The organism is Variovorax sp. Varisp85, assembly GCF_047304045.1.
Taxonomy (GTDB): Bacteria; Pseudomonadota; Gammaproteobacteria; order Burkholderiales; family Burkholderiaceae_C; genus Variovorax.
Map to the genome: position 1 here is coordinate 14,418 of NZ_JBGLYN010000075.1, position 18,898 is coordinate 33,315.

Annotated in this window: 17 protein-coding genes; 11 read left to right on the forward strand and 6 right to left on the reverse strand. The window is 67.5% G+C overall.

The window, feature by feature from the left end; genetic code table 11:
- Positions 1–2: 2 nt before the first annotated feature.
- From ACCC97_RS24055 to ACCC97_RS24100, 10 genes are all read left to right on the forward strand, one after another.
- Positions 3–1,145, forward strand: coding sequence for an acyl-CoA dehydrogenase family protein (locus tag ACCC97_RS24055; protein ID WP_413335465.1), 1,143 nt, complete (start codon positions 3–5; stop codon positions 1,143–1,145).
- Complete coding sequence (locus ACCC97_RS24060) at positions 1,142–1,954, forward strand: oxepin-CoA hydrolase, alternative type (RefSeq protein WP_413335467.1); 813 nt, start codon at positions 1,142–1,144, stop codon at positions 1,952–1,954. Before ACCC97_RS24055 ends, ACCC97_RS24060 begins: the two co-directional genes overlap by 4 nt.
- Positions 1,955–2,024: 70 nt before the next feature.
- Positions 2,025–3,233 carry a CaiB/BaiF CoA transferase family protein gene (locus tag ACCC97_RS24065; protein ID WP_413335469.1) on the forward strand — a complete coding sequence of 403 codons (1,209 nt, stop codon included), beginning with the start codon at positions 2,025–2,027 and terminating at the stop codon, positions 3,231–3,233.
- Between the two features lie 40 nt (positions 3,234–3,273).
- Positions 3,274–4,266: a Bug family tripartite tricarboxylate transporter substrate binding protein gene (locus ACCC97_RS24070; RefSeq protein ID WP_413335470.1), complete on the forward strand. Its 993-nt coding sequence runs from the start codon at positions 3,274–3,276 to the stop codon at positions 4,264–4,266.
- A gap of 123 nt (positions 4,267–4,389) precedes the next feature.
- Positions 4,390–6,288, forward strand: a complete 1,899-nt coding sequence (locus ACCC97_RS24075; protein ID WP_413335482.1) for an acyl-CoA synthetase — start codon at positions 4,390–4,392, stop codon at positions 6,286–6,288.
- A gap of 32 nt (positions 6,289–6,320) precedes the next feature.
- Positions 6,321–7,316, forward strand: coding sequence for a Bug family tripartite tricarboxylate transporter substrate binding protein (locus ACCC97_RS24080; protein ID WP_413335472.1), 996 nt, complete (start codon positions 6,321–6,323; stop codon positions 7,314–7,316).
- Positions 7,317–7,347: 31 nt separating this feature from the next.
- On the forward strand, positions 7,348–8,097 hold the full coding sequence (locus ACCC97_RS24085) for an electron transfer flavoprotein subunit beta/FixA family protein (protein ID WP_413335474.1): 750 nt from the start codon (positions 7,348–7,350) through the stop codon (positions 8,095–8,097).
- Between the two features lie 2 nt (positions 8,098–8,099).
- The gene (locus tag ACCC97_RS24090) at positions 8,100–9,032 is read left to right on the forward strand and encodes an electron transfer flavoprotein subunit alpha/FixB family protein (protein WP_413335476.1); all 933 of its coding nucleotides are present in this window, start codon (positions 8,100–8,102) and stop codon (positions 9,030–9,032) included.
- A gap of 132 nt (positions 9,033–9,164) precedes the next feature.
- Positions 9,165–10,136: a nucleoside hydrolase gene (locus ACCC97_RS24095; protein ID WP_007837566.1), complete on the forward strand. Its 972-nt coding sequence runs from the start codon at positions 9,165–9,167 to the stop codon at positions 10,134–10,136.
- 104 nt (positions 10,137–10,240) lie between these two features.
- Entirely contained in the window at positions 10,241–11,290 is a 1,050-nt protein-coding gene (locus ACCC97_RS24100; protein WP_413335478.1) for an alpha/beta hydrolase family protein, read from the forward strand.
- Between the two features lie 87 nt (positions 11,291–11,377).
- Here the strand turns inward: ACCC97_RS24100 and ACCC97_RS24105 are convergent, their stop codons facing one another.
- From ACCC97_RS24105 to ACCC97_RS24130, 6 genes are all read right to left on the reverse strand, one after another.
- Positions 11,378–12,115: an amino acid ABC transporter ATP-binding protein gene (locus ACCC97_RS24105; protein WP_413335484.1), complete on the reverse strand. Its 738-nt coding sequence runs from the start codon at positions 12,113–12,115 to the stop codon at positions 11,378–11,380.
- A 39-nt stretch (positions 12,116–12,154) separates the two neighbouring features.
- Positions 12,155–12,844, reverse strand: a complete 690-nt coding sequence (locus ACCC97_RS24110; protein ID WP_007838246.1) for an amino acid ABC transporter permease — start codon at positions 12,842–12,844, stop codon at positions 12,155–12,157.
- Position 12,845: 1 nt separating this feature from the next.
- Entirely contained in the window at positions 12,846–13,577 is a 732-nt protein-coding gene (locus ACCC97_RS24115; protein WP_007838244.1) for an amino acid ABC transporter permease, read from the reverse strand.
- A 97-nt stretch (positions 13,578–13,674) separates the two neighbouring features.
- The gene (locus ACCC97_RS24120; protein ID WP_007838242.1) at positions 13,675–14,574 is read right to left on the reverse strand and encodes an amino acid ABC transporter substrate-binding protein; all 900 of its coding nucleotides are present in this window, start codon (positions 14,572–14,574) and stop codon (positions 13,675–13,677) included.
- A 168-nt stretch (positions 14,575–14,742) separates the two neighbouring features.
- A complete protein-coding gene (locus tag ACCC97_RS24125; RefSeq protein WP_007838240.1) occupies positions 14,743–16,197 on the reverse strand; it encodes an aspartate ammonia-lyase in 1,455 nt (484 codons plus the stop codon).
- Between the two features lie 171 nt (positions 16,198–16,368).
- Positions 16,369–17,358 carry a LysR substrate-binding domain-containing protein gene (locus ACCC97_RS24130; RefSeq protein ID WP_413316067.1) on the reverse strand — a complete coding sequence of 330 codons (990 nt, stop codon included), beginning with the start codon at positions 17,356–17,358 and terminating at the stop codon, positions 16,369–16,371.
- A gap of 61 nt (positions 17,359–17,419) precedes the next feature.
- Between ACCC97_RS24130 and ACCC97_RS24135 the strand changes: the two genes are divergently transcribed.
- Positions 17,420–18,862: an amidase gene (locus tag ACCC97_RS24135; protein WP_413335480.1), complete on the forward strand. Its 1,443-nt coding sequence runs from the start codon at positions 17,420–17,422 to the stop codon at positions 18,860–18,862.
- The last annotated feature ends 36 nt before the right edge of the window (positions 18,863–18,898 follow it).

Here is an 18,898-nt window from a genome sequence, read left to right on the forward strand (position 1 = left end):
ACATGAACTTCGAACACACCGAAGACCGGCGCATGCTCGCCGACAGCCTGAACCGCTTCATCGCCGAGCAGTACGCCTTCGATGCGCGCGACCGCATCGCGAAGTCGCAGCACGGGTTCAGCAAGGAAATCTTCCAGCAGTTCGCCGAGCTCGGCGTGATCGGCGCGCTGTTCGGCGAGGCCGATGGCGGCTTCGGTGGCGGCGGCTTCGACATCGCGGTGGTCTTCGAGGCGCTGGGCCGCGGCCTCGTGGTCGAGCCGCTGCTGGGCGCGGTGATGGTCGGCGAGGCGATCAGCGCCGCCGGCAGCGACGCGCAGAAAAAGAAGCTCGGCGACATCATCAACGGCGTGACCGTCGCGGCCTTCGCGCACGACGAAGCCGACACGCACTACGAGCGCACGCGCGTACAGACCAGGGCCGAACGCAGCGGCGACGGCTGGGTGCTGCACGGCGCCAAGGCCGTGGTGCCGCAGGGCGAGCAGGCCGACCTGTTCCTGGTTTCCGCGCGCACCTCGGGCAACGTGGACGACGAAGCCGGCATCTCGCTGTTCCTCGTGCCCGCCAAGACTGCGGGCCTCGCGGTGCGCGGCTGCCCCTCGATCGACGGCGGCCGGGTCGCCGAACTTGCGTTCGACGGCGTCAAGCTGGGCGCCGGCGCGCTGCTCGGCGCCGAAGGCCAGGGCCACGCCACGCTGGAACGCGCCATCGGCCGCGGCGTGCTCGCGCTGTGCGCCGAAGCGCTGGGCGCGATGGAAGCCGCCAAGGCCGCCACGCTGGAATACCTGCGCACGCGCAAGCAGTTCGGCATTCTCATCGGCAGCTTCCAGGCCCTGCAGCACCGCATGGCCGACCTGCTGCTCGAGATCGAGCAGGCCCGCTCGGCCGTGATCAACGCCGCGGCCGCCATCGACGGCACGGACCGCGTGGCGCGCGAGCGCGCGCTCTCGGCCGCCAAGTTCAGCATCGGCCGCATCGGTGCGCTGGTGGCGGAAGAAAGCATCCAGATGCATGGCGGCATCGGCATGACGTGGGAGCTGCCGCTGCCCCACTACGCCAAGCGCCTCGTGATGATCGACCACCAACTGGGCGACGAAGATCACCACTTGCAGCGCTACATCGCGCTCGGCAAGGAGCTGGCGGCATGAGCGGCAAGACCGTGTTGATCTCGCAGGAAGGCGCCGTCCGCATCCTGACCAACAGCAACCCCGCCGCGCGCAACGCGATCACGCCGACGCTGTATGCCGAGCTCTCGGCCGCGCTCGTCGATGCGCAGGACGACCCCGAGGTCGGCGCCATCGTCTTCACCGGCGCAGGCGATTTCTTCTGCTCCGGCGGCGACCTGAACCTGCTGGCCAAGCGGCGCGAGCTGCCGACGGCCGAGCGCCGCGAGATTCTCGAAGGCCTCAACAACCTGATCCGCGCACTGCGCGACTGCAGCAAGCCCGTGATCGCGGCCGTGGAAGGCGGCGCGGCCGGCGCGGGCCTGTCGATGGCGCTGGCGTGCGACATGCTGGTATCGGCGCGCGATGCGTTCTACACAGTCGCCTATGTGAAGGTCGGCCTCACGCCGGACGGTGGGGCCACGGCCTTCCTGGCCGAGTTCGTCTCGCGCCAGGTGCTGACCGAGATGTGCCTGACCGGCGACCGCATGCCGGCCGAGCGCCTGCATGCGCTGGGCGCGGTCAACCACCTCACCGACAAGGGCGCCGCGCTGGCCGAAGCCATCGCGCTCGCGGCCAAGGTCGCGACCGGTCCGCAGCGCGCGAGCGCACGCATCAAGACGCTGTGCCGCCAGGCGCACCACGCCACGCTGGAAGAGCAGCTCGACGCCGAGGCCGTGTTCATGGTCGAGTCGCAGGGCGACGCCGAATCGGCCGAAGGCATCGGTGCGTTCCTCGGCAAGCGCAGCGCCGATTTCGTCGCGCTGCGCCGCCGCAAGCAGGCCGCGTCCTGACGCGCGCCGTGCCCATTCCTCCAGGCCCTCGCGCGCGGGTGCAGGGGTTTTCAATCTTTCCGGAGTTGCCATGTCCTCGCTGAATTCCTCGCTGCCGCTGGCCGGCGTGCGCGTCCTCGATCTGTCCCGCATCCTCGCGGGCCCCTGGTGCGGCATGGTGCTGGCCGACATGGGCGCCGAGGTCATCAAGGTCGAGCACCCGGGCCGCGGCGACGACACGCGCGACTGGGGCCTGCGCGTCGGCAAGACCGAGACGGCCTACTTCAACAGCGTGAACCGCAACAAGCGCTCGGTCACGCTCGACCTGCAGACGCCCGAAGGCCAGCAGCTCGCGCGCGATCTCGCGAAGCAGTGCGACGTGGTGATCCAGAACTTCAAGTTCGGCGGCATCGACAAGCTGGGCCTCGGCTACGAGCAGTTGAGCAAGGAGCAGCCGGGTCTCATCTACTGCTCGATCTCGGGCTACGACCGCACCGGGCCCGAGGCCGCGCGGCCGGGCTACGACCTCGTCGTTCAAGGCGAGGCCGGGCTGATGGCGCTCAATGGCGAAGCGAACCAACCGCCGCTGAAGTTCGGCGTGGCCGCGGTCGACCTGTTCACCGGCATGTACTCGGCGCAGGCCATCCTGGCCGCGCTCTACCAGCGCGAGAAGACCGGCAAGGGGCGGCACGTCGAGATGGCGCTGTTCGACTGCGGCCTGATGATCACCGCCTACTACGGCCTCGAAGCGCTGCTGATGGGCGAAGACCCGCCGCGCTACGGCAACTCGCATCCGTCGATCGTGCCGTACGGCGTGTTCGATGCAGCCGACGGCCCGCTCGTCATCACCGTGGGCAACAACGCGCAGTTCGCCCGCTTCTGCACCGAAGTGATCGAGCGGCCCGACCTCGCGGCCGACGAGCGCTTCAAGACCAACATCCTGCGCTCCGCGAACCGCGCGGTATTGCTGCCCGAGCTGCATGCCGAACTGGCGAAGCGCCAGCGCGCCGACCTGCTCGCCAGGCTCACGGCCTCGGGCATTCCATGCGGCGAGGTGCTGGGCCTGCTGGAGGCGCTGCAATCGAAGCGCGCCACCGACGCCGGCCTCGTCACCACGCAGCCGCATCCGGTGGCCGGCACGGTCAACGTGCTGGCGCCGCCCTACCGTTTCGACGGCGAGCGCCTGCCCGTGCGCAGCGCACCGCCCACCCTGGGCGAAGGCACGCACGACGTGCTGCAGTCGCTGCTCGGCCTGTCGGATGACAAGCTGGCGGCGCTGAAAAAGAGTGGCGTCGTCTGAAGAAGACAGGTGTCCGAATTTCCAAAGTAGACAAGACCCAATGGCATCCCTTTCTTCCCTTCGCAGTCCCGTTCGCCGCGCCCTTCTCGCACTCGCCCTGCCGCTCATCGCTGGCAGCGCCTTCGCACAGGCCTGGCCAGCCAAGCCGATCACGCTGATCGTGCCCTTCCCGCCCGGTGGCCCGACCGACGTGGCCTCGCGCATCGTGGCGCAGAAGATGTCGGCCGCGCTCAAGCAGAACATCGTGATCGACAACCGCAGCGGCGCCTCGGGCACCGTGGGCGCCGCCGCCGCGGCCCGCGCCGCGCCCGACGGCTACACCTTCGTGATGCTGGCCACGCCGACGCTGCTGGCCGCGCACCTGTACGGCCCGACGGGCTACGACATCTTCAAGAACTTCACGCCCGTGGGCTCGGTGTACGACCTGCCGATCGTGCTGGTGGTCAACCCCAAGTCGCTGCCCGAGGTGAACAGCCTGCAGAGCCTGATCGCGAAGGCCAAGGCCGAAGGCGGCAAGCTCAACTACACGACGGCCGGTGCCGGCAGCTTCGGCCACCTGACGACCGAACAGGTCAAGACCATCGGCAAGTTCGACATGCAGCACGTGCCCTACCGCGGCAGCGCACCGGCCGTGACCGACCTGATCGGCGGCCAGGTGCCCGCGATGTTCTCGGATCTCGTGGGCGTGCTGCCGCACATCCGATCCGGCAAGCTGCGCGCCATCGCGGTCGGCTCCGGGCAGCGCGTGAGCCTGCTGCCCGACGTGAAGACGGTGGCCGAGCAGGGCTTCCCGGGCTTCGATGCGACCTCGTGGGGCGGCCTGCTGGCGCCCGCCGGCACGCCCAAGGACGTGGTCGACCGCATGAGTGCCGAACTGAAGGCGGCGCTGGCCGACAAGGAAGTGCAGGACAGGCTCCAGGGCGTCGGCTCCTTCGCGGCCTACCGCACGCCCGAGCAGACCGGCGCGCGCATGCGCGAGGATTTCGATCGCTGGGGCAAGGTCATTCGCGACAACCACATCACGGCCCAGTAAAACGGCAGGCGGCCGACGACCGGCATCAAGGAGACAGACATGACAAACAACGAAAACAAGAACCACAAGACGCCGGTCGGCGCGCCGTTCCGCCCCGCATTTCCCGTCCGCAGCCTGGCGGACATCCACCGGCTCGAAGAGACACCGCTGGAACAGGCGCTCACGGTGCGCAGCACCTACGAGATCTTCCGCAACGCGGGCCTTGCCTTCGGCGGCAAGACCGCGCTGACCTTCCTGCGCACCGGCAACCCGGCCGACGAGCCGATCCGCTGGTCGTACGCCGAACTGCTCGCGCGCATCCACCAGACCGCGAACATGCTGCACGCGCTGGGCGTCGGGCCCGACGACGCGGTCGCGGTGCTTTTGCCCGGTTGCCTGGAGTACCACCTCGCGCTGTGGGGCGGAGAGGCGGCCGGCATCGTGCAGCCGCTGAACCCGCTGCTGACCGACGAGAAGCTGGTCGCGCTGATGACCGCCGGCCGCGCCAAGGTGCTGATCGCCTACGGCTCGGACGCCGAATCGGGCATGTGGTCGAAGGCCATGCGCCTGCGCGGCCAGGTGCCCACGCTGACCACCGTGCTGCGCGTGGCGCCGCACGACGAGGTGCCGGGCACGGCCGGCACGCTGCCTGGAGCAGGATCGGACAGCGCGACCGCGCTGCCGGGCGTGGCGGAGTTCGATGTGCTGCGTGCGGCACAACCATCTGATCGGCTCGTGAGCGGGCGCGACATCGCACCCACCGACATCGCTGCGTACTTCCACACCGGCGGCACCACGGGCGCGCCGAAGCTCGCGCGCCACAGCCACGGCGCGCAGGTGTTCACCGCCTGGGCCAGCGTGCAGGTCGCGGGCATGAACGAGAACGGCATCTCCATCAACGGCTATCCGCTGTTCCATGTGGCGGGCGTGCTGCCGGCCTCGCTGGCGGCGCTGTCGGCGGGCGTGGAGGTGATCATCCCGACGACCTCGCTGCTGCGCAACAAGGAGGTGCTGGCCAACTACTGGAAGCTGGTGGAGAAGTACCGCCCGACCTCGCTCTCGGCCGTGCCCACCGTGCTCGCGGCGCTGGCCAACGTGCCGCTGGACGGTGCGGACATTTCATCGATCACCTACTGCCGCACCGGCGCCGCCGTACTCGCGCCGGAACTCGCCGCGCGCTTCGAGCGCCTGTTCGGCCTGCACGTGCACGAGAGCCTGGGCATGACGGAGATGGCCGGCATCTCGACCATCACGCCGCCGGGTGTGGACGGGCCCGCGGGCTGCGTGGGCTTTCGGCTGCCGTACATGCAGATGCGCGTGGTGGCGCTCGACGAGAACGGCAATGCCAGCGACCACGAGGTGGCGCCGGGCGAAACCGGCATGGTGCTGTTCAAGTCGCCGAACCTGTTCTCGGGCTTCGTGGACCCGGCCGACAATGCCAAGGCCTTCACGGCCGACGGCTGGCTTGCCACGGGCGACCTGGGCTGGATCGACAGCCAGGAGCGGCTCAACCTCACGGGCCGCTCGAAGGACCTGATCATCCGCAGCGGCCACAACATCGACCCCAAGACCATCGAAGACGCGCTGGGTGCACACCCCGCCGTGCAGCTGTGCGCCGCCGTGGGCGCGCCCGATGCCTATGCGGGCGAACTGCCCGTGATCTTCGCGACCCTGGTGCCGGGTGCATCGGCAACGGAAGAAGAGCTGCTCGCGTTCACCGCCGCGCGCGTCGATGAGGCGCCGGCGCGGCCCAAGTGGGTGTCGGTGATCGGGGCCATGCCGATGACCAACGTGGGCAAGATCTACAAGCCCGAGTTGCGCGCGATGGCCGCGCTGCAGGTGGTGAACGCGGCCGTCGCCGAAGCCTGCGCCGAACTCGGCGTGCCAGAGGCCGCGCTGCCCGTCGTGAAGACTGAAGGCGAGAGCCTCGTACGCGTGCAGATCGACAGCGCCGCTGCAGGCTCGCTCGCCGCGCCGCTGCAGGAACGGCTGCAGAAGGCGCTGGAGCCGCTGCCCTTCAAGACGCGCATCGCGGCGCAATGATCTTTTTCAGAAACCATAGACAGAGACAAGCCATGACCTTCCGCCTTCCGACCCAGCGCGCGCTGCTGCTGTGCGCCACTGCTTCCGTCGCCGCGCTGTGCATGCAGGCACAGGCGCAAAACGCCTACCCGAACAAGCCGATCCGCATGGTCGTGCCCTTCGCCGCGGGTGGCGCCACCGACGTGCTGGCGCGCGTGCTGGGCCAGAAGATGTCGGCCGGCCTGGGCCAGCCCATCATCATCGACAACAAGCCCGGCGCGGCCGGCATCATCGGCACCGACGCGGTCGCCAAGTCGGCGCCCGACGGCTACACCATCGTGCTGGGCCTGAGCAATTCGCTCATGACCAACGAGTTCCTCTACGAGAAGCTGCCCTACGACACGCAGCGCGACCTCACGCTGGTCTACCAGATCGCGATGGCGCCGCTGGTGCTGGTGGTGCACCCCAGCGTGCCGGCGAAGACCGGGCCGGAGCTGCTGAAGTACGTCGTCGCCAACAAGGGCAAGGTGGCCTACGGCTCGTACGGCGTGGGCGCTTATCCGCACCTGGCCGGCGCGCACATGAGCCTGGCGACGCAGTCGGACATGAGCCACGTCGCCTACAAGGGCGAGGCGCCGATGATGCAGGACCTGATCGGCGGCCAGATCCAGATGGCCTACGCCAGCGCGCTGGTGGCCAAGCCGCACATCGATTCCGGAAAGATCCGCGCGCTGGGCGTGACCGGCGAGCGCCGCATGAGCACGCTGCCCAACGTGCCCACGCTGGCCGAGCAGGGCATGAAGGACGAGGCCTATCGCGTGACCGGCTGGCTCGCCGTCGCCATGCCCGCGAAGACGCCGAAGCCCATCGTCGACCGCATCGCCGAGGAAGTGCGCAAGGCCACGCAGCAGCCCGACGTGCGCGAGCGCGTGGCGGCCATGGGCTTCGAGATCAAGGACAGCTCGCCCGAGCTCTTCGCCGCAGCCTGGAAGCAGGAACGCCCGGTGTGGGAGCGGCTGATCAAGCAGTCGGGCGCCAAGCTCGAGTAATCCATTTCTTTGTCATTCAAGAGGAACAGCCATGAAGGTTCTCGTACCTGTCAAACGGGTCGTCGATTACAACGTCAAGGTGCGCGTGAAGAGCGACGGCACCGGGGTGGACATTGCCAACGTCAAGATGAGCATGAACCCCTTCGACGAGATCGCGGTGGAAGAAGCGGTTCGCCTGAAGGAAAAGGGCGTGGTCACCGAGGTCATCGCCGTGTCCTGCGGCGACGCCAAGTGCCAGGAAACCCTGCGCACCGCCATGGCCATCGGCGCCGACCGCGGCATCCTGGTGGAGACGACTGAAGAACTGCAGCCCCTGGCCGTGGCCAAGCTGCTCAAGGCGCTGGTCGACAAGGAACAGCCCCAGCTGATCATCCTGGGCAAGCAGGCCATCGACGACGACGCCAATCAAACGGGCCAGATGCTGGCAGCCCTGGCTGATCTTCCCCAAGCCACCTTCGCCTCCAAGGTCGAAGTCGCCGATGGCAAGGCCACCGTGACCCGCGAAGTCGACGGCGGCCTGGAAACCGTCAGCCTCAGCCTGCCGGCCGTCATCACCACCGACCTGCGCCTGAACGAGCCGCGCTACGTGACGCTGCCCAACATCATGAAGGCCAAGAAGAAGCAGCTCGACACCTTCAAGCCCGAAGGCCTGGGCGTGGATGTCAAGCCGCGCCTGAAGACCCTCAAGGTCAGCGAGCCGCCGAAGCGTGGCGCCGGCATCAAGGTGCCCGATGTTGCAACGCTGGTGGACAAACTGAAGAACGAAGCGAAGGTGATCTGAACATGACCGCACTAGTTATTGCCGAACACGACCACGCGAGCGTCAAGCCCGCGACCCTCAACACCGTGACCGCGGCGCTGGCCTGCGGCGGCGACGTCCACGTACTCGTGGCCGGCGCCAACGCTGCCGAAGCCGGCAAGGCCGCCGCGCAGATCGCCGGCGTGGCCAAGGTCATCGTGGCCGACAGCCCGAGCCTGGCCGAGAACCTGGCCGAGAACGTCGCCGCCCAGGTGCTGACCATTGCCGGCAACTACAGCCACATCCTGTTCCCCTCGACCGCCAACGGCAAGAACGTCGCGCCGCGCGTGGCCGCCAAGCTCGACGTGGCCCAGATCAGCGACATCACCAAGGTCGACAGCCCCGACACCTTCGAGCGCCCGATCTACGCGGGCAACGCCATCGCCACCGTGCAGAGCGCAGACCCGATCAAGGTGATCACGGTGCGCACGACCGGCTTCGATGCCGCAGCCGCCACGGGTGGCAGCGCAGCGGTCGAAACGGCCGAAGGCGTGGCCGACAGCGGCAAGAGCAGCTTCGTGGGCCGGGAAGTCACGAAGAGCGAACGCCCCGAGCTGACGGCCGCCAAGATCATCGTCTCGGGTGGCCGGGCGCTGGGCAGCGCCGAGAAGTTCACCGAGGTGATGGCGCCGCTGGCCGACAAGCTCAACGCGGGCCTGGGCGCCAGCCGCGCCGCAGTGGATGCGGGCTACGCGCCGAACGACTGGCAAGTGGGCCAGACGGGCAAGATCGTGGCGCCGCAGCTGTACATCGCCTGCGGCATCTCGGGTGCGATCCAGCACTTGGCCGGCATGAAGGATTCCAAGGTGATCGTGGCGATCAACAAGGACGAGGAAGCGCCGATCTTCTCGGTGGCCGACTACGGGCTGGTGGCCGACCTGTTCACGGCGGTGCCGGAACTGGTGAAGGCGCTGTAGCCAGCAGCGTGCCCTGTGCACCGCCCCGAAAAAGTCGCCAGCTAACGCCGGCGACGCGCCCTGACAGGCACCGGCGCTCTGGCAGACTTGCCCGACAGGGTGCACCGTCCGCGCCCGCCGAGGAACCTTGTCATGCAACCCACGCCATCCACCGACGCCACGGTGCACACGCTCATCATCGACACCGACCCTGGCGCCGATGACGTGATCGCGCTGCTGTTCGCGATGGCGGCGCCCGAACGGCTGCGCATCGAGGCGCTGACGACGGTGGCCGGCAACGTGCCGCTGGCCAAGACCTCGCGCAACGCACGGCTGGCCTGCGAATGGGCCGGGCGGCCGGAGATCCCGGTGTACGCGGGCGCCGAGCGGCCCCTGCGGCGCACGCCGATCTACGCGGCCAACATCCACGGCAAGGAGGGCCTCACGGGCGTCGATGTGCACGAGCCTGCCGGGCCGCTGGCCGATGGCCATGCGGTCGACTACCTGGTGCGCACGCTGCGCGCCGCGCCCGAGAAGAGCGTGACGCTCGCGATGCTCGGCCCGCAGACCAACCTTGCACTGGCGCTCGAGCAAGCCCCCGACATCGTGCGCGGCCTGCGCGAGCTGGTGCTCATGGCCGGCGCACATTTCAACGGCGGCAACATCACGCCGGTGGCCGAGTTCAACGTGTTCGCCGATCCGCATGCGGCCGAGGCAGTGCTGCTGAAGAGCGGCGTGCCCATCACCATGCTGCCGCTCGACGTGACCCACAAGATCCTCACCAGCGACGAACGCGTCGCGCGGCTGCGCGGCCTCGGCAACCGGGCCGGCGCGATCGTCGCGGACATCCTCGACGCCTACGCGCCCCAGGAGATGAAGCACTACGACATGCCGGGCGGCCCGGTGCACGACGCCACCGTCACGGCCTACCTGCTGCAGCCTTCGCTCTTCAAGGGCAGGCGCATCCACGTGGAGGTCGACAGCCGCGAGGGCATGGGCTTCGGGCAGACGGTGGCCGACTGGTACGGCAGCCTGCACCGCACGCCCAACGTGAACTGGATCGTCGACGGCGATGCGCAGGGCTTCTTCGATTTGCTGACGGAACACATCGCGCGGCTGCCCTGAGCACTTTCGCGCCGCCTTTCACGCACTTCATCGCAATCCGGTGGCTGCCGCGCAGCGGCGCGGCCACCATGCGGACTCCATCGACACCGTCCAGGAGATCCACGATGCGCACCGTTTTCCGCCAGGTCCTGCTGCTCGCCTCGGGCTTGCTGCTGTCGTTCCACCTCATGGCCACTGAAGCCGGCTGGCGCCAGCTGAGTCTTCCGGTTGCGGCGCCGGACGCCGCGCCCGTCGTGGTCGCGCTCTACTACCCGACACAGGCCGCCGCCCGCGCCATTCCCATGGGGCCGTTCACGGTCCGCGTGGCCATCCAGGCGCCACCCGAGGAGCGCTTCAAGGGCCTGATCGTGTTGAGCCACGGTGTCGGCGGCACCGAACTGGGCCACACCAGCCTGGCCGAAGCGCTCGCGCGGGACGGCTACCTGGTCGCGGCGCTGCGCCATCCGGGCGACAACTGGCAGGACGGCGCACTGCTGCATCAAGGCGCGGCGGCCTACTTCACGCAACGGCCGCAGCAGATCTCCCACGTGATCGACGTGCTGTTGAAAGACCCGATGTGGAAGGACCGGATCGCTGTCGACGCGCAAGGCCCCCGCATCGGCGCACTGGGTCATTCGGCCGGCGGCTACACGGTGCTGGCGCTCGCGGGCGGGCAGGCCGACCTGTCGCGCATCGCCAGCCACTGCGCGAGCGAGCGCGCCGCCGACCCGATCTTTTGCGGCGTCGGCCGCAACGCTGGAGCGCCGACCAGCACAGTGGCGGCCCCGGCATCGCCGCTGCTGCCTTCACTGCGCGACCCTCGGGTACGCGCGGTCGTGGCAATGGCTCCGGCCGGCGTTCCCTTCACGGCCGCTTCGCTCTCGGACATCCGCGTGCCCACGCGGATCTACGAGGCGCAGCTGGACCGCTTTCTCGTTCCGCGCTTCCATGCCGAATGGGTCGCGCAGAACATGCCGGGCGCCGAACTCCAGCGGATTCCCGACGCCTGGCACTTCGCCTTCATGGACACCCCCTCGAGTGCGATCCCGACGGACGACGGGGACGTTCGAGCCGATCCGCAAGGCTTCGACCGCAAGGCGCTGCTGGCGCGGCTGGGCAGCGAGATTCCGGCGTTCTTCGACAAGGTGCTTGCGGCGAGCCCTAGCACGAAATAGATCGCGTGCACAGGGCCTCCCGCCAATGGAAAAAGGGGCCGCGCTCTCGAAGCGCGGCCCCTTTTGCCTGAACCCGGCAGCGGCTTGTCAGTGCTGCAGGATCTTGTTCAGGAAGTCCTTGGTGCGCGGCTGGCGGTTCTCCGGGTGGTTGAAGAACTCGTCCTTCGGGCAGTCTTCCAGGATCTTGCCGCCCACGTCGATGAAGATCACGCGGCTCGCAACCTTGCGGGCGAAGGCCATTTCGTGCGTGACCACCATCATGGTCATGCCTTCCTTGGCCAGGCTCACCATCACGTCGAGCACTTCGCCGACCATCTCGGGGTCGAGCGCCGAGGTGGGTTCGTCGAACAGCATCACGATCGGGTCCATCGACAGCGCACGGGCGATCGCCACGCGCTGCTGCTGGCCGCCCGACAGCTGGCCCGGGAACTTGTCCTTGTGCGCCATCAGGCCCACGCGGTCGAGCATCTTCAGGCCCCGGGTCTTGGCTTCGTCGGGCGTGCGGCCCAGCACCTTGATCTGCGCGATCGTGAGGTTCTCGGTCACCGACAGGTGCGGGAACAGCTCGAAGTGCTGGAACACCATGCCGACCTTGGAGCGCAGCTTGGGCAGGTTGGTCTTGGGGTCGTGCAGCGGAATGCCGTTGACGGTGATCTCGCCCTTCTGGAAGGGCTCGAGCGCGTTCACGGTCTTGATGAGGGTGGACTTGCCCGAGCCCGAGGGCCCGCACACCACCACCACGTCGCCCTTGGAGATGCTCACGTTGCAGTCGTTGAGCACCTGCACCGGGCCATACCACTTCGATACGTTCTTGATTTCAATCATTTTTTCGGACATTTCTTTCTCTCCGGTTCAGCCACTCGGTCAGCGAATGATGGCGATCTTCTTGTGCAGGCGTTTCACCAGCCAAGACAGGGCATAGCACATGACGAAGTACACGACGGCCGCGAGCAGGTACGCCTCGATCGGACGGCCGAAGTTCTTGCCCGCGGTCTCGAAGCCCTTGAGCATGTCGTAGGCGCCGATGGCGTAGACCAGCGAGGTGTCCTGGAACAGGATGATGGTCTGCGTGAGCAGCACCGGCAGCATGTTGCGGAAGGCCTGCGGCAGCACCACGAGACGCATGTTCTGACCGTAGGTCATGCCCACCGCCTGGCCAGCGTTCACCTGGCCGCGCGGGATCGACTGGATGCCCGCGCGCATGATCTCGCTGAAGTACGCTGCCTCGAACGCGACGAAGGTGATCACGGCCGAGATTTCGGAGCGGTAGTTGGAACCGACCGAACCGAACAGCGAATAGAACGACGCCGGCACCAGCAGGAAGAACCACAGGATCACCATCACCAGCGGGATGCTTCGCATGCCGTTGACGTACAGCGCCGCGGGCGCATCGAGCCACTTCTTGCCCGACAGGCGCATGAGCGCCAGCAGGGTGCCGAAGATCACGCCGCCGATGGTGGCCACTATCGTCAGCATGATGCTGAAGTAGAAGCCCTTGACGACGAAGTTGCTGATGACGTCCCAGTTGTAGAACGACAGGTCGAGATTCATCATGTCAATGTCCTCCGCCGCCGCTGCTGGCCGAGACGATGAAGCCCGGCACGCGGGTCTTCTTCTCGATGAATGCCATGAGCCGGTTGATGACCAGGGCCGACACCACGTAGCACGCCGTCACCGCGAGGTAGACCTCGATGCCGCGCGAGGTTTCTTCCTGCGCCTGCATCGCGAACATGGTGAGCTCGGCGACCGACACGGCGAAGGCGACGGACGAGTTCTTGAAGATGTTCATCGTCTCGCTCGTGAGCGGCGGGATGATGATGCGGTAGGCCATCGGCAGGATCACGTAGCGGTAGTACTGCGCGGTGGTGAAGCCCACCGCCATGCCCGCGTAGCGCTGGCCCTTGGGCAGCGCCTGGATGCCCGAGCGCACCTGCTCGGCGATGCGCGCCGAGGTGAAGAAGCCCAGCGCCAGCACCACGAGGATGAAGCTCGGCACGCCCTTCATCACCGGGATCAGCGCCGGGATCACGTGGTACCAGAGGAAGATCTGCACCAGCAGCGGGATGTTGCGGAACAGTTCCACCCACGCATTGCCCAGCCGCACCAGCCACGGGCTGTCAGGCAGCGTGCGGATGATGCCGATCAGCGAGCCCAGCACCAGTGCCACGATCAGCGCCAGCAGCGCGACCGACACCGTCCAGCCCCATGCCGAGAGCATCCATTGCAGGTAGCTCGGATATTCCCCCCCGGGGTCTTGCAGGAACACCTGCCAATCCCAGTTGCCCATTTGTATTTACTCCTTCTTCACCGTCTCTTCGAAAACCAGTCCCTTGAAAAGAAACGCCCACCGCGAAAGGTGGGCGTCATCACGCAGCGACGCGCGCTTATTCCTTGGTGACGTACTCTTCGGCCGGTTTGTCGTTCGGGTTGGCCCAGGCGTTCTTGGTGGCTTCGCCCAGCGGCAGGCCGATGGTCACGCCAGCCGGCGGGATCGGCTTCAGGAACCACTTGTCGTACAGCTTGGCGAGCTCGCCCGACTTGGCCTGTGCCTTGATGCTGTCGTCCACGGCCTTCTTGAAGGCCGGGTCATCCTTGCGGATCATGATGCCGATGGGTTCGACGGCCAGCACGTCCGGCAGGATCTTGTAGTCCTTCGGCGACTTCGACTTGGCGGCCAGGGCAGCCAGGATCGAGCCGTCCATCACGAAGGCGTCGGCACGGCCGGTTTCGAGCAGCAGGAAGCTGTCGGAGTGGTCCTTGCCGTAGACCTCCTTGAAGGTCAGGTTCTCGGCGCGCTTCTGCTTGCGCACGGTCTGCAGCGGCGTGGTGCCGGTGGTGGTGGCAACTGTCTTGTCCTTCAGGTCGGCCAGCGAGTGGATGCCCGAGTTGGCCTTGACGACGATCTTGGTTTCTTCGACGTAGGTGGTCACGCCGAAAGCCACGTCCTTCTGGCGGGTGGCGTTGTTGGTGGTGGAGCCGCACTCGATGTCCACGGTGCCGTTCTGCACCAGGGGAATGCGGTTCTGCGAGGTCACGGGCTGGTACTTGACTTCGAGCTTCTTGCCGACGGCCTTCTCGAGGTCCTTGATGATGTTGGCGCAGACGTCGTAGTGGAAGCCGGTGTATTGGCCGTTGCCCAGCGTGTACGACAGGCCCGAGGATTCACGCACGCCTTCGGTGATGGTGCCCGAAGCCTTGATCTTGGCCAGGGTGTCATTGGCCTGAGCGAAGACGCCGCTGGTGGCGAGCGCCGCGATTGCCAATGCCATTGCTTGTTTTTTCATACAGAAAACTCCTGAGGGTGACTGAAACAGATACAACTAAATTCTAGACATTCACATTTTGCGTGATACCCGGACCAACCCGGTGCATTCACACCCACGCTGCACCGGCCATGCGCATTGCAGCGCCAGCCTGGTGCGATCCTGCCTCCTGGCATTGTCCGACTTTCACTAAGCAGCCTTTGTGCCCGAAGGCTCGGCGGCCGGTGGAACCGGCGCGGCCGACAGGCGCACCGGCTGCGTCAGGTTCTCGGGCACCAGCAGCGCGTCCATCTCGGCGCGCGTCATGATGCCCAGCGACTCGGCCACCACGTCGATCGGCCCGCCCGTGGCGAGCGCGGTCTTGGCAATGAGCGCGGCCTTCTCGTAGCCGATGAGCGGGTTGAGCGCCGTGACCAGCGTGACCGATTCGCGCACCCGCTTGGCGAGGAACTCGCGGTTGGCCTCGATGCCGACGACGCAGTTCTTCTCCAGCGTGTTGCAGGCCCGGCTCAGGTGCTGGATGCTCTTGAACAGGCTCCAGCCCATGATCGGTTCGAAGGCGTTGAGCTGCAGCTGGCCGGCCTCGGACGCCATCGTGACTGTGACGTCGTTGCCGATGACCTCGAAGGCCACCTGGTTCATCACCTCGGGAATCACGGGGTTGACCTTGCCCGGCATGATCGACGAGCCCGCCTGCCGCGCCGGCAGCCGGATCTCGCCGAAGCCGGCCTGCGGGCCGCTGGACAGCAGGCGCAGGTCGTTGCAGGTCTTGCTGAGCTTGGTCGCCACGCGCTTGAGCACGCCCGACAGCTGCACGAAGGCACCCGTGTCCTGCGTGGCCTCGATGAGGTTGGCGGCCTGCTTGAGCGGCACGCCAGTCTGCTCGGCGAGGTACTGGCAGGCGAGGTTCGCGTAGCCGTGGGGCGCGTTGATGCCGGTACCGATGGCAGTCGCGCCGAGGTTGATTTCCTCGATGAGGGCGCGCGCCTCACCCAGGCGGGCCTCGTCTTCCCCAATCATGATCGCGTAGGTCAGGAACTCCTGGCCCAGCGTCATCGGCACGGCATCTTGCAGCTGCGTGCGGCCGATCTTGAGGATGTCCTTGAATTCGAGCGCCTTGGCCTCGAAGCTGCGGCGCAGCGACGCCATCGATTCGAGCAGCCGGTCGATGGCGAACCACAGCGCCAGGCGCACGGCCGTGGGGTACACGTCGTTGGTGCTCTGCGAGGCGTTGACGTGGTCGTTGGGATGCAGCACGTCGTAACGCGCCTTCTCGTGGCCCAGCTTCTCGAGCGCGAGGTTGCAGATGACCTCGTTGGCGTTCATGTTGGTCGAGGTGCCGGCGCCGCCCTGGATCACGTCGACCACGAACTCGTCGAGCAGCTTGCCGTCGACGATGTCCTCGCAGGCCAGGATGATGGCCGCCGCGCGGTCGCGGTCGATGGCGCCCAAGTCGGCGTTGGCGCGCGTGGCGGCCTTCTTCACGTAGGCCAGCGCACGCACCAGGTCGGGCATGGCCGAGATGCGGGTGCCGGAGATGGGGAAGTTCTCGACCGCGCGGGCCGTGTGCACGCCCCAGTAGGCGACGGCGGGGATCTGCTTGTCGCCGAGGAAGTCGTGTTCAGTCCTGAAATTGGAGCTCATGCTGGTTCCTCGGCTTAAAAAAAAGCACGCGCAAGGCGCGTGCCGGGCTGTGCTGCTTGCAACGGCAAAAAAACTGCCGCGACTGTAGTGGCGCCGGTTCAAGGGCGCCAATGCCGTTTGCGGGGGGTCCTATGCGTGGCATTTATAGATTGTGCGTTGCACAAAATCCGGTCATTGACGCTGGGGCTGGGTGCCGACCAGGTAAGACCATAACGCATCGGCAGTGCGTTTGGGCTGCAAGCCCTCGGAGGTCGAAGCCTTCGCAGCGCGGCCGCCACCGGCCCTGAGCGGGGCCGCCATGCCGGGCCGCTCGCGGTAGGCGCGGATCTCCATCGTCGCCTCCAGGCTGTCGATCTCGGGCGGCAGCGCGCTCACGAGCTTGCGCGCCTTGATCTCCTTGCGCACCGCGCTCTGCGGCAGGAAGGCGATACCGTGCCCTTCGAGCGCCATCACCTTCAGGCCCTCGGCCATGTCGGTTTCGTAGACCCGGTCGAGGTGGATGGCGGTGCCCGATTCCTTCAGCAACTGGTCGACCACGCGCCCCAGGTAGGCGCCCGGCGCATAGCCCAGGTAGGGCAGCGGCTGGCCGGGCCGGCCCGGCAGGCGGTAGCGCGGCGCGCCCTCGGCATCGGCCTTGACCCAGGGGGCGACGGTTTCCTCGCCGAGGCTGACCATCTCGTACTTGTTGGCGTCGAGCTGCAGCGGCTGCGAGGGGTGGTGGTAGGCGATCAGCAGGTCGCAGCTGCCTTCGACCAGCCGCAGCACCGCGTCATGCACGTTGAGCGCGATCAGGCGGCTCTTGATGGGCCCGAAATGCTCCCTGAGGCTGGTCACCCACGAGGGAAAGAAGGTGAAGGCCAGCGTGTGCGGCACGGCAATTTCGATCACGTCCTGCCCGGCGGCCGAGTGCCCGCGCAGCATGGCCCGGGTGCTCTGCAGCGACTGCAGCATCTCGATGGCCTGGCTGTAGAGCGTCTGGCCCGCTGGCGTGAGCCGCGTGGGGTACGAACTGCGGTCCACCAGGTCGGTGCCGGCCCAGCCTTCGAGCGCCTGGATGCGGCGCGAGAACGCCGGCTGCGTCACGTGCCTCAATTGGGCCGAGCGGCTGAAGCTGCGCGTTTCCGCAAGGCTGATGAAGTCTTCGAGCCACTTTGTTTCCATACGCGGCGATTATGCGAGCGCCGCGCCATACTGGGCTCCCCCTCTTTTTCCCTCATCCGCCATGTCTTCAGCCGACCTGCTCGACCTCAGCGCCACCGAACTCTCCCGCCGCATCGCCGCGCGCGACGTGTCCTGCCGCGAGCTGATGCAGGCCTCGCTGGCCCGCATCGAAGCGCTGAACCCGCGCTTCAACGCCATCGTGTCGCCGCGCGATCCGCAGCAGGTGCTGGCCGAGGCCGACGAGCGCGACGCCGAGCTGGCGCGCGGCGAGCGCCGCGGCTGGATGCACGGCTTTCCGCTGGCGGTGAAGGACCTGAGCCACGCCGCCGGCCTGCCGACCTCCATGGGCTCGCCGCTGTCGCCGCGCTCCGCCGCGCGGGCCGACAGCCTGCACGTGGCACGCGCCAGGGCGGCCGGCGCCGTGGTCATCGGCAAGACCAACACGCCCGAGTTCGGGCTCGGCTCGCACACCTACAACACCGTGTTCGGCATCACCCGCAATGCCTACGCGCCCGATCGCAGCGCGGGCGGCAGCAGCGGCGGTGCCGCGGTGGCGCTGGCCCTGGGCATGCTGCCCGTGGCGGACGGCAGCGACATGATGGGTTCGCTGCGCAACCCTGCCGCCTTCAACAACGTGATCGGCATGCGCCCCTCGCGCGGACGCGTGCCGGGCAACCCCGACGAGGAACTGTTCTTCCAGCAGCTGGGCTGCGAAGGCCCGATGGCGCGCACCGTGGAAGACGCCGCGCGGCTGCTGGCCGTGCAGGCGGGCTTCGACGCTCGCGTGCCGCTGTCGTCGCCGCACGCCCTGCCCTCGCCCGACGAACTGCAACTCGACGACGACAGCAAGGGACTGCGCATCGGCTGGCTGGGCAGCATCTGGCCCGACCTGCCGCTGGAGCCGGGCATCCGCGAGTTGGGCGAGAAAGCGCACGGCACCTTCCGCGACATCGGCTGCGAGGTCGAACCCTGCACGCTCGACGTGCCGCGCGAGCACAACTGGAGCGCCTGGCTGCGCCTGCGGCAGTTGCTGGTGGGCGGCAAGCTGGGCGCCTACCTGAGCGATCCGAAGCTGTTCGCGCAGCTCAAGCCGGAGGCGCAATGGGAGATCGAGCAGAGCCGTCACCTGGATGCGGCCTCGCTCTACCAGGCCTCGGTGTACCGGTCGAACGTGTATCGCGCGTTCCTGAAGCTGTTCGAACGCTTCGACTTCGTGCTGGCGCCGACCGCGCAGGTGTTTCCGTTCGACGCGGAAATGCACTGGCCGAAGGAAGTCGCTGGCGTGGCGAGCGACACGTACCACCGCTGGATGGAGATCGTCACGCCTTTCACCCTGGCCGGGCTGCCGACCCTGAATGTGCGCGCCGGCTTCGGCGAAGGCGGGCTGCCGATGGGGCTGCAGCTGGCGGGGCCTATCCATGCGGACCTCGATGTGCTGCGGCTTGGGCATGCGTACGACCAGGCATGCGGCTGGGCCGCCCATCGCCCCCCAGTATTGGTTTGACTCCCTCCCCCGCTGGGGGAGGGCTGGGGTGGGGGC

What these genes read in the sequence shown, in the direction of transcription:
- ACCC97_RS24095 (WP_007837566.1), top strand. Translation starts at nt 9,165, where the DNA reads ATGCAACCCACGCCATCCACCGACGCCACGGTGCACACGCTCATCATC.
- ACCC97_RS24085 (WP_413335474.1), top strand. Translation starts at nt 7,348, where the DNA reads ATGAAGGTTCTCGTACCTGTCAAACGGGTCGTCGATTACAACGTCAAG.
- ACCC97_RS24125 (WP_007838240.1), bottom strand. Translation starts at nt 16,197, where the DNA reads ATGAGCTCCAATTTCAGGACTGAACACGACTTCCTCGGCGACAAGCAG.
- ACCC97_RS24105 (WP_413335484.1), bottom strand. Translation starts at nt 12,115, where the DNA reads ATGATTGAAATCAAGAACGTATCGAAGTGGTATGGCCCGGTGCAGGTG.
- ACCC97_RS24065 (WP_413335469.1), top strand. Translation starts at nt 2,025, where the DNA reads ATGTCCTCGCTGAATTCCTCGCTGCCGCTGGCCGGCGTGCGCGTCCTC.
- ACCC97_RS24110 (WP_007838246.1), bottom strand. Translation starts at nt 12,844, where the DNA reads ATGATGAATCTCGACCTGTCGTTCTACAACTGGGACGTCATCAGCAAC.
- ACCC97_RS24055 (WP_413335465.1), top strand. Translation starts at nt 3, where the DNA reads ATGAACTTCGAACACACCGAAGACCGGCGCATGCTCGCCGACAGCCTG.
- ACCC97_RS24070 (WP_413335470.1), top strand. Translation starts at nt 3,274, where the DNA reads ATGGCATCCCTTTCTTCCCTTCGCAGTCCCGTTCGCCGCGCCCTTCTC.
- ACCC97_RS24120 (WP_007838242.1), bottom strand. Translation starts at nt 14,574, where the DNA reads ATGAAAAAACAAGCAATGGCATTGGCAATCGCGGCGCTCGCCACCAGC.
- ACCC97_RS24060 (WP_413335467.1), top strand. Translation starts at nt 1,142, where the DNA reads ATGAGCGGCAAGACCGTGTTGATCTCGCAGGAAGGCGCCGTCCGCATC.
- ACCC97_RS24135 (WP_413335480.1), top strand. Translation starts at nt 17,420, where the DNA reads ATGTCTTCAGCCGACCTGCTCGACCTCAGCGCCACCGAACTCTCCCGC.
- ACCC97_RS24100 (WP_413335478.1), top strand. Translation starts at nt 10,241, where the DNA reads ATGCGCACCGTTTTCCGCCAGGTCCTGCTGCTCGCCTCGGGCTTGCTG.
- ACCC97_RS24090 (WP_413335476.1), top strand. Translation starts at nt 8,100, where the DNA reads ATGACCGCACTAGTTATTGCCGAACACGACCACGCGAGCGTCAAGCCC.
- ACCC97_RS24115 (WP_007838244.1), bottom strand. Translation starts at nt 13,577, where the DNA reads ATGGGCAACTGGGATTGGCAGGTGTTCCTGCAAGACCCCGGGGGGGAA.
- ACCC97_RS24130 (WP_413316067.1), bottom strand. Translation starts at nt 17,358, where the DNA reads ATGGAAACAAAGTGGCTCGAAGACTTCATCAGCCTTGCGGAAACGCGC.
- ACCC97_RS24080 (WP_413335472.1), top strand. Translation starts at nt 6,321, where the DNA reads ATGACCTTCCGCCTTCCGACCCAGCGCGCGCTGCTGCTGTGCGCCACT.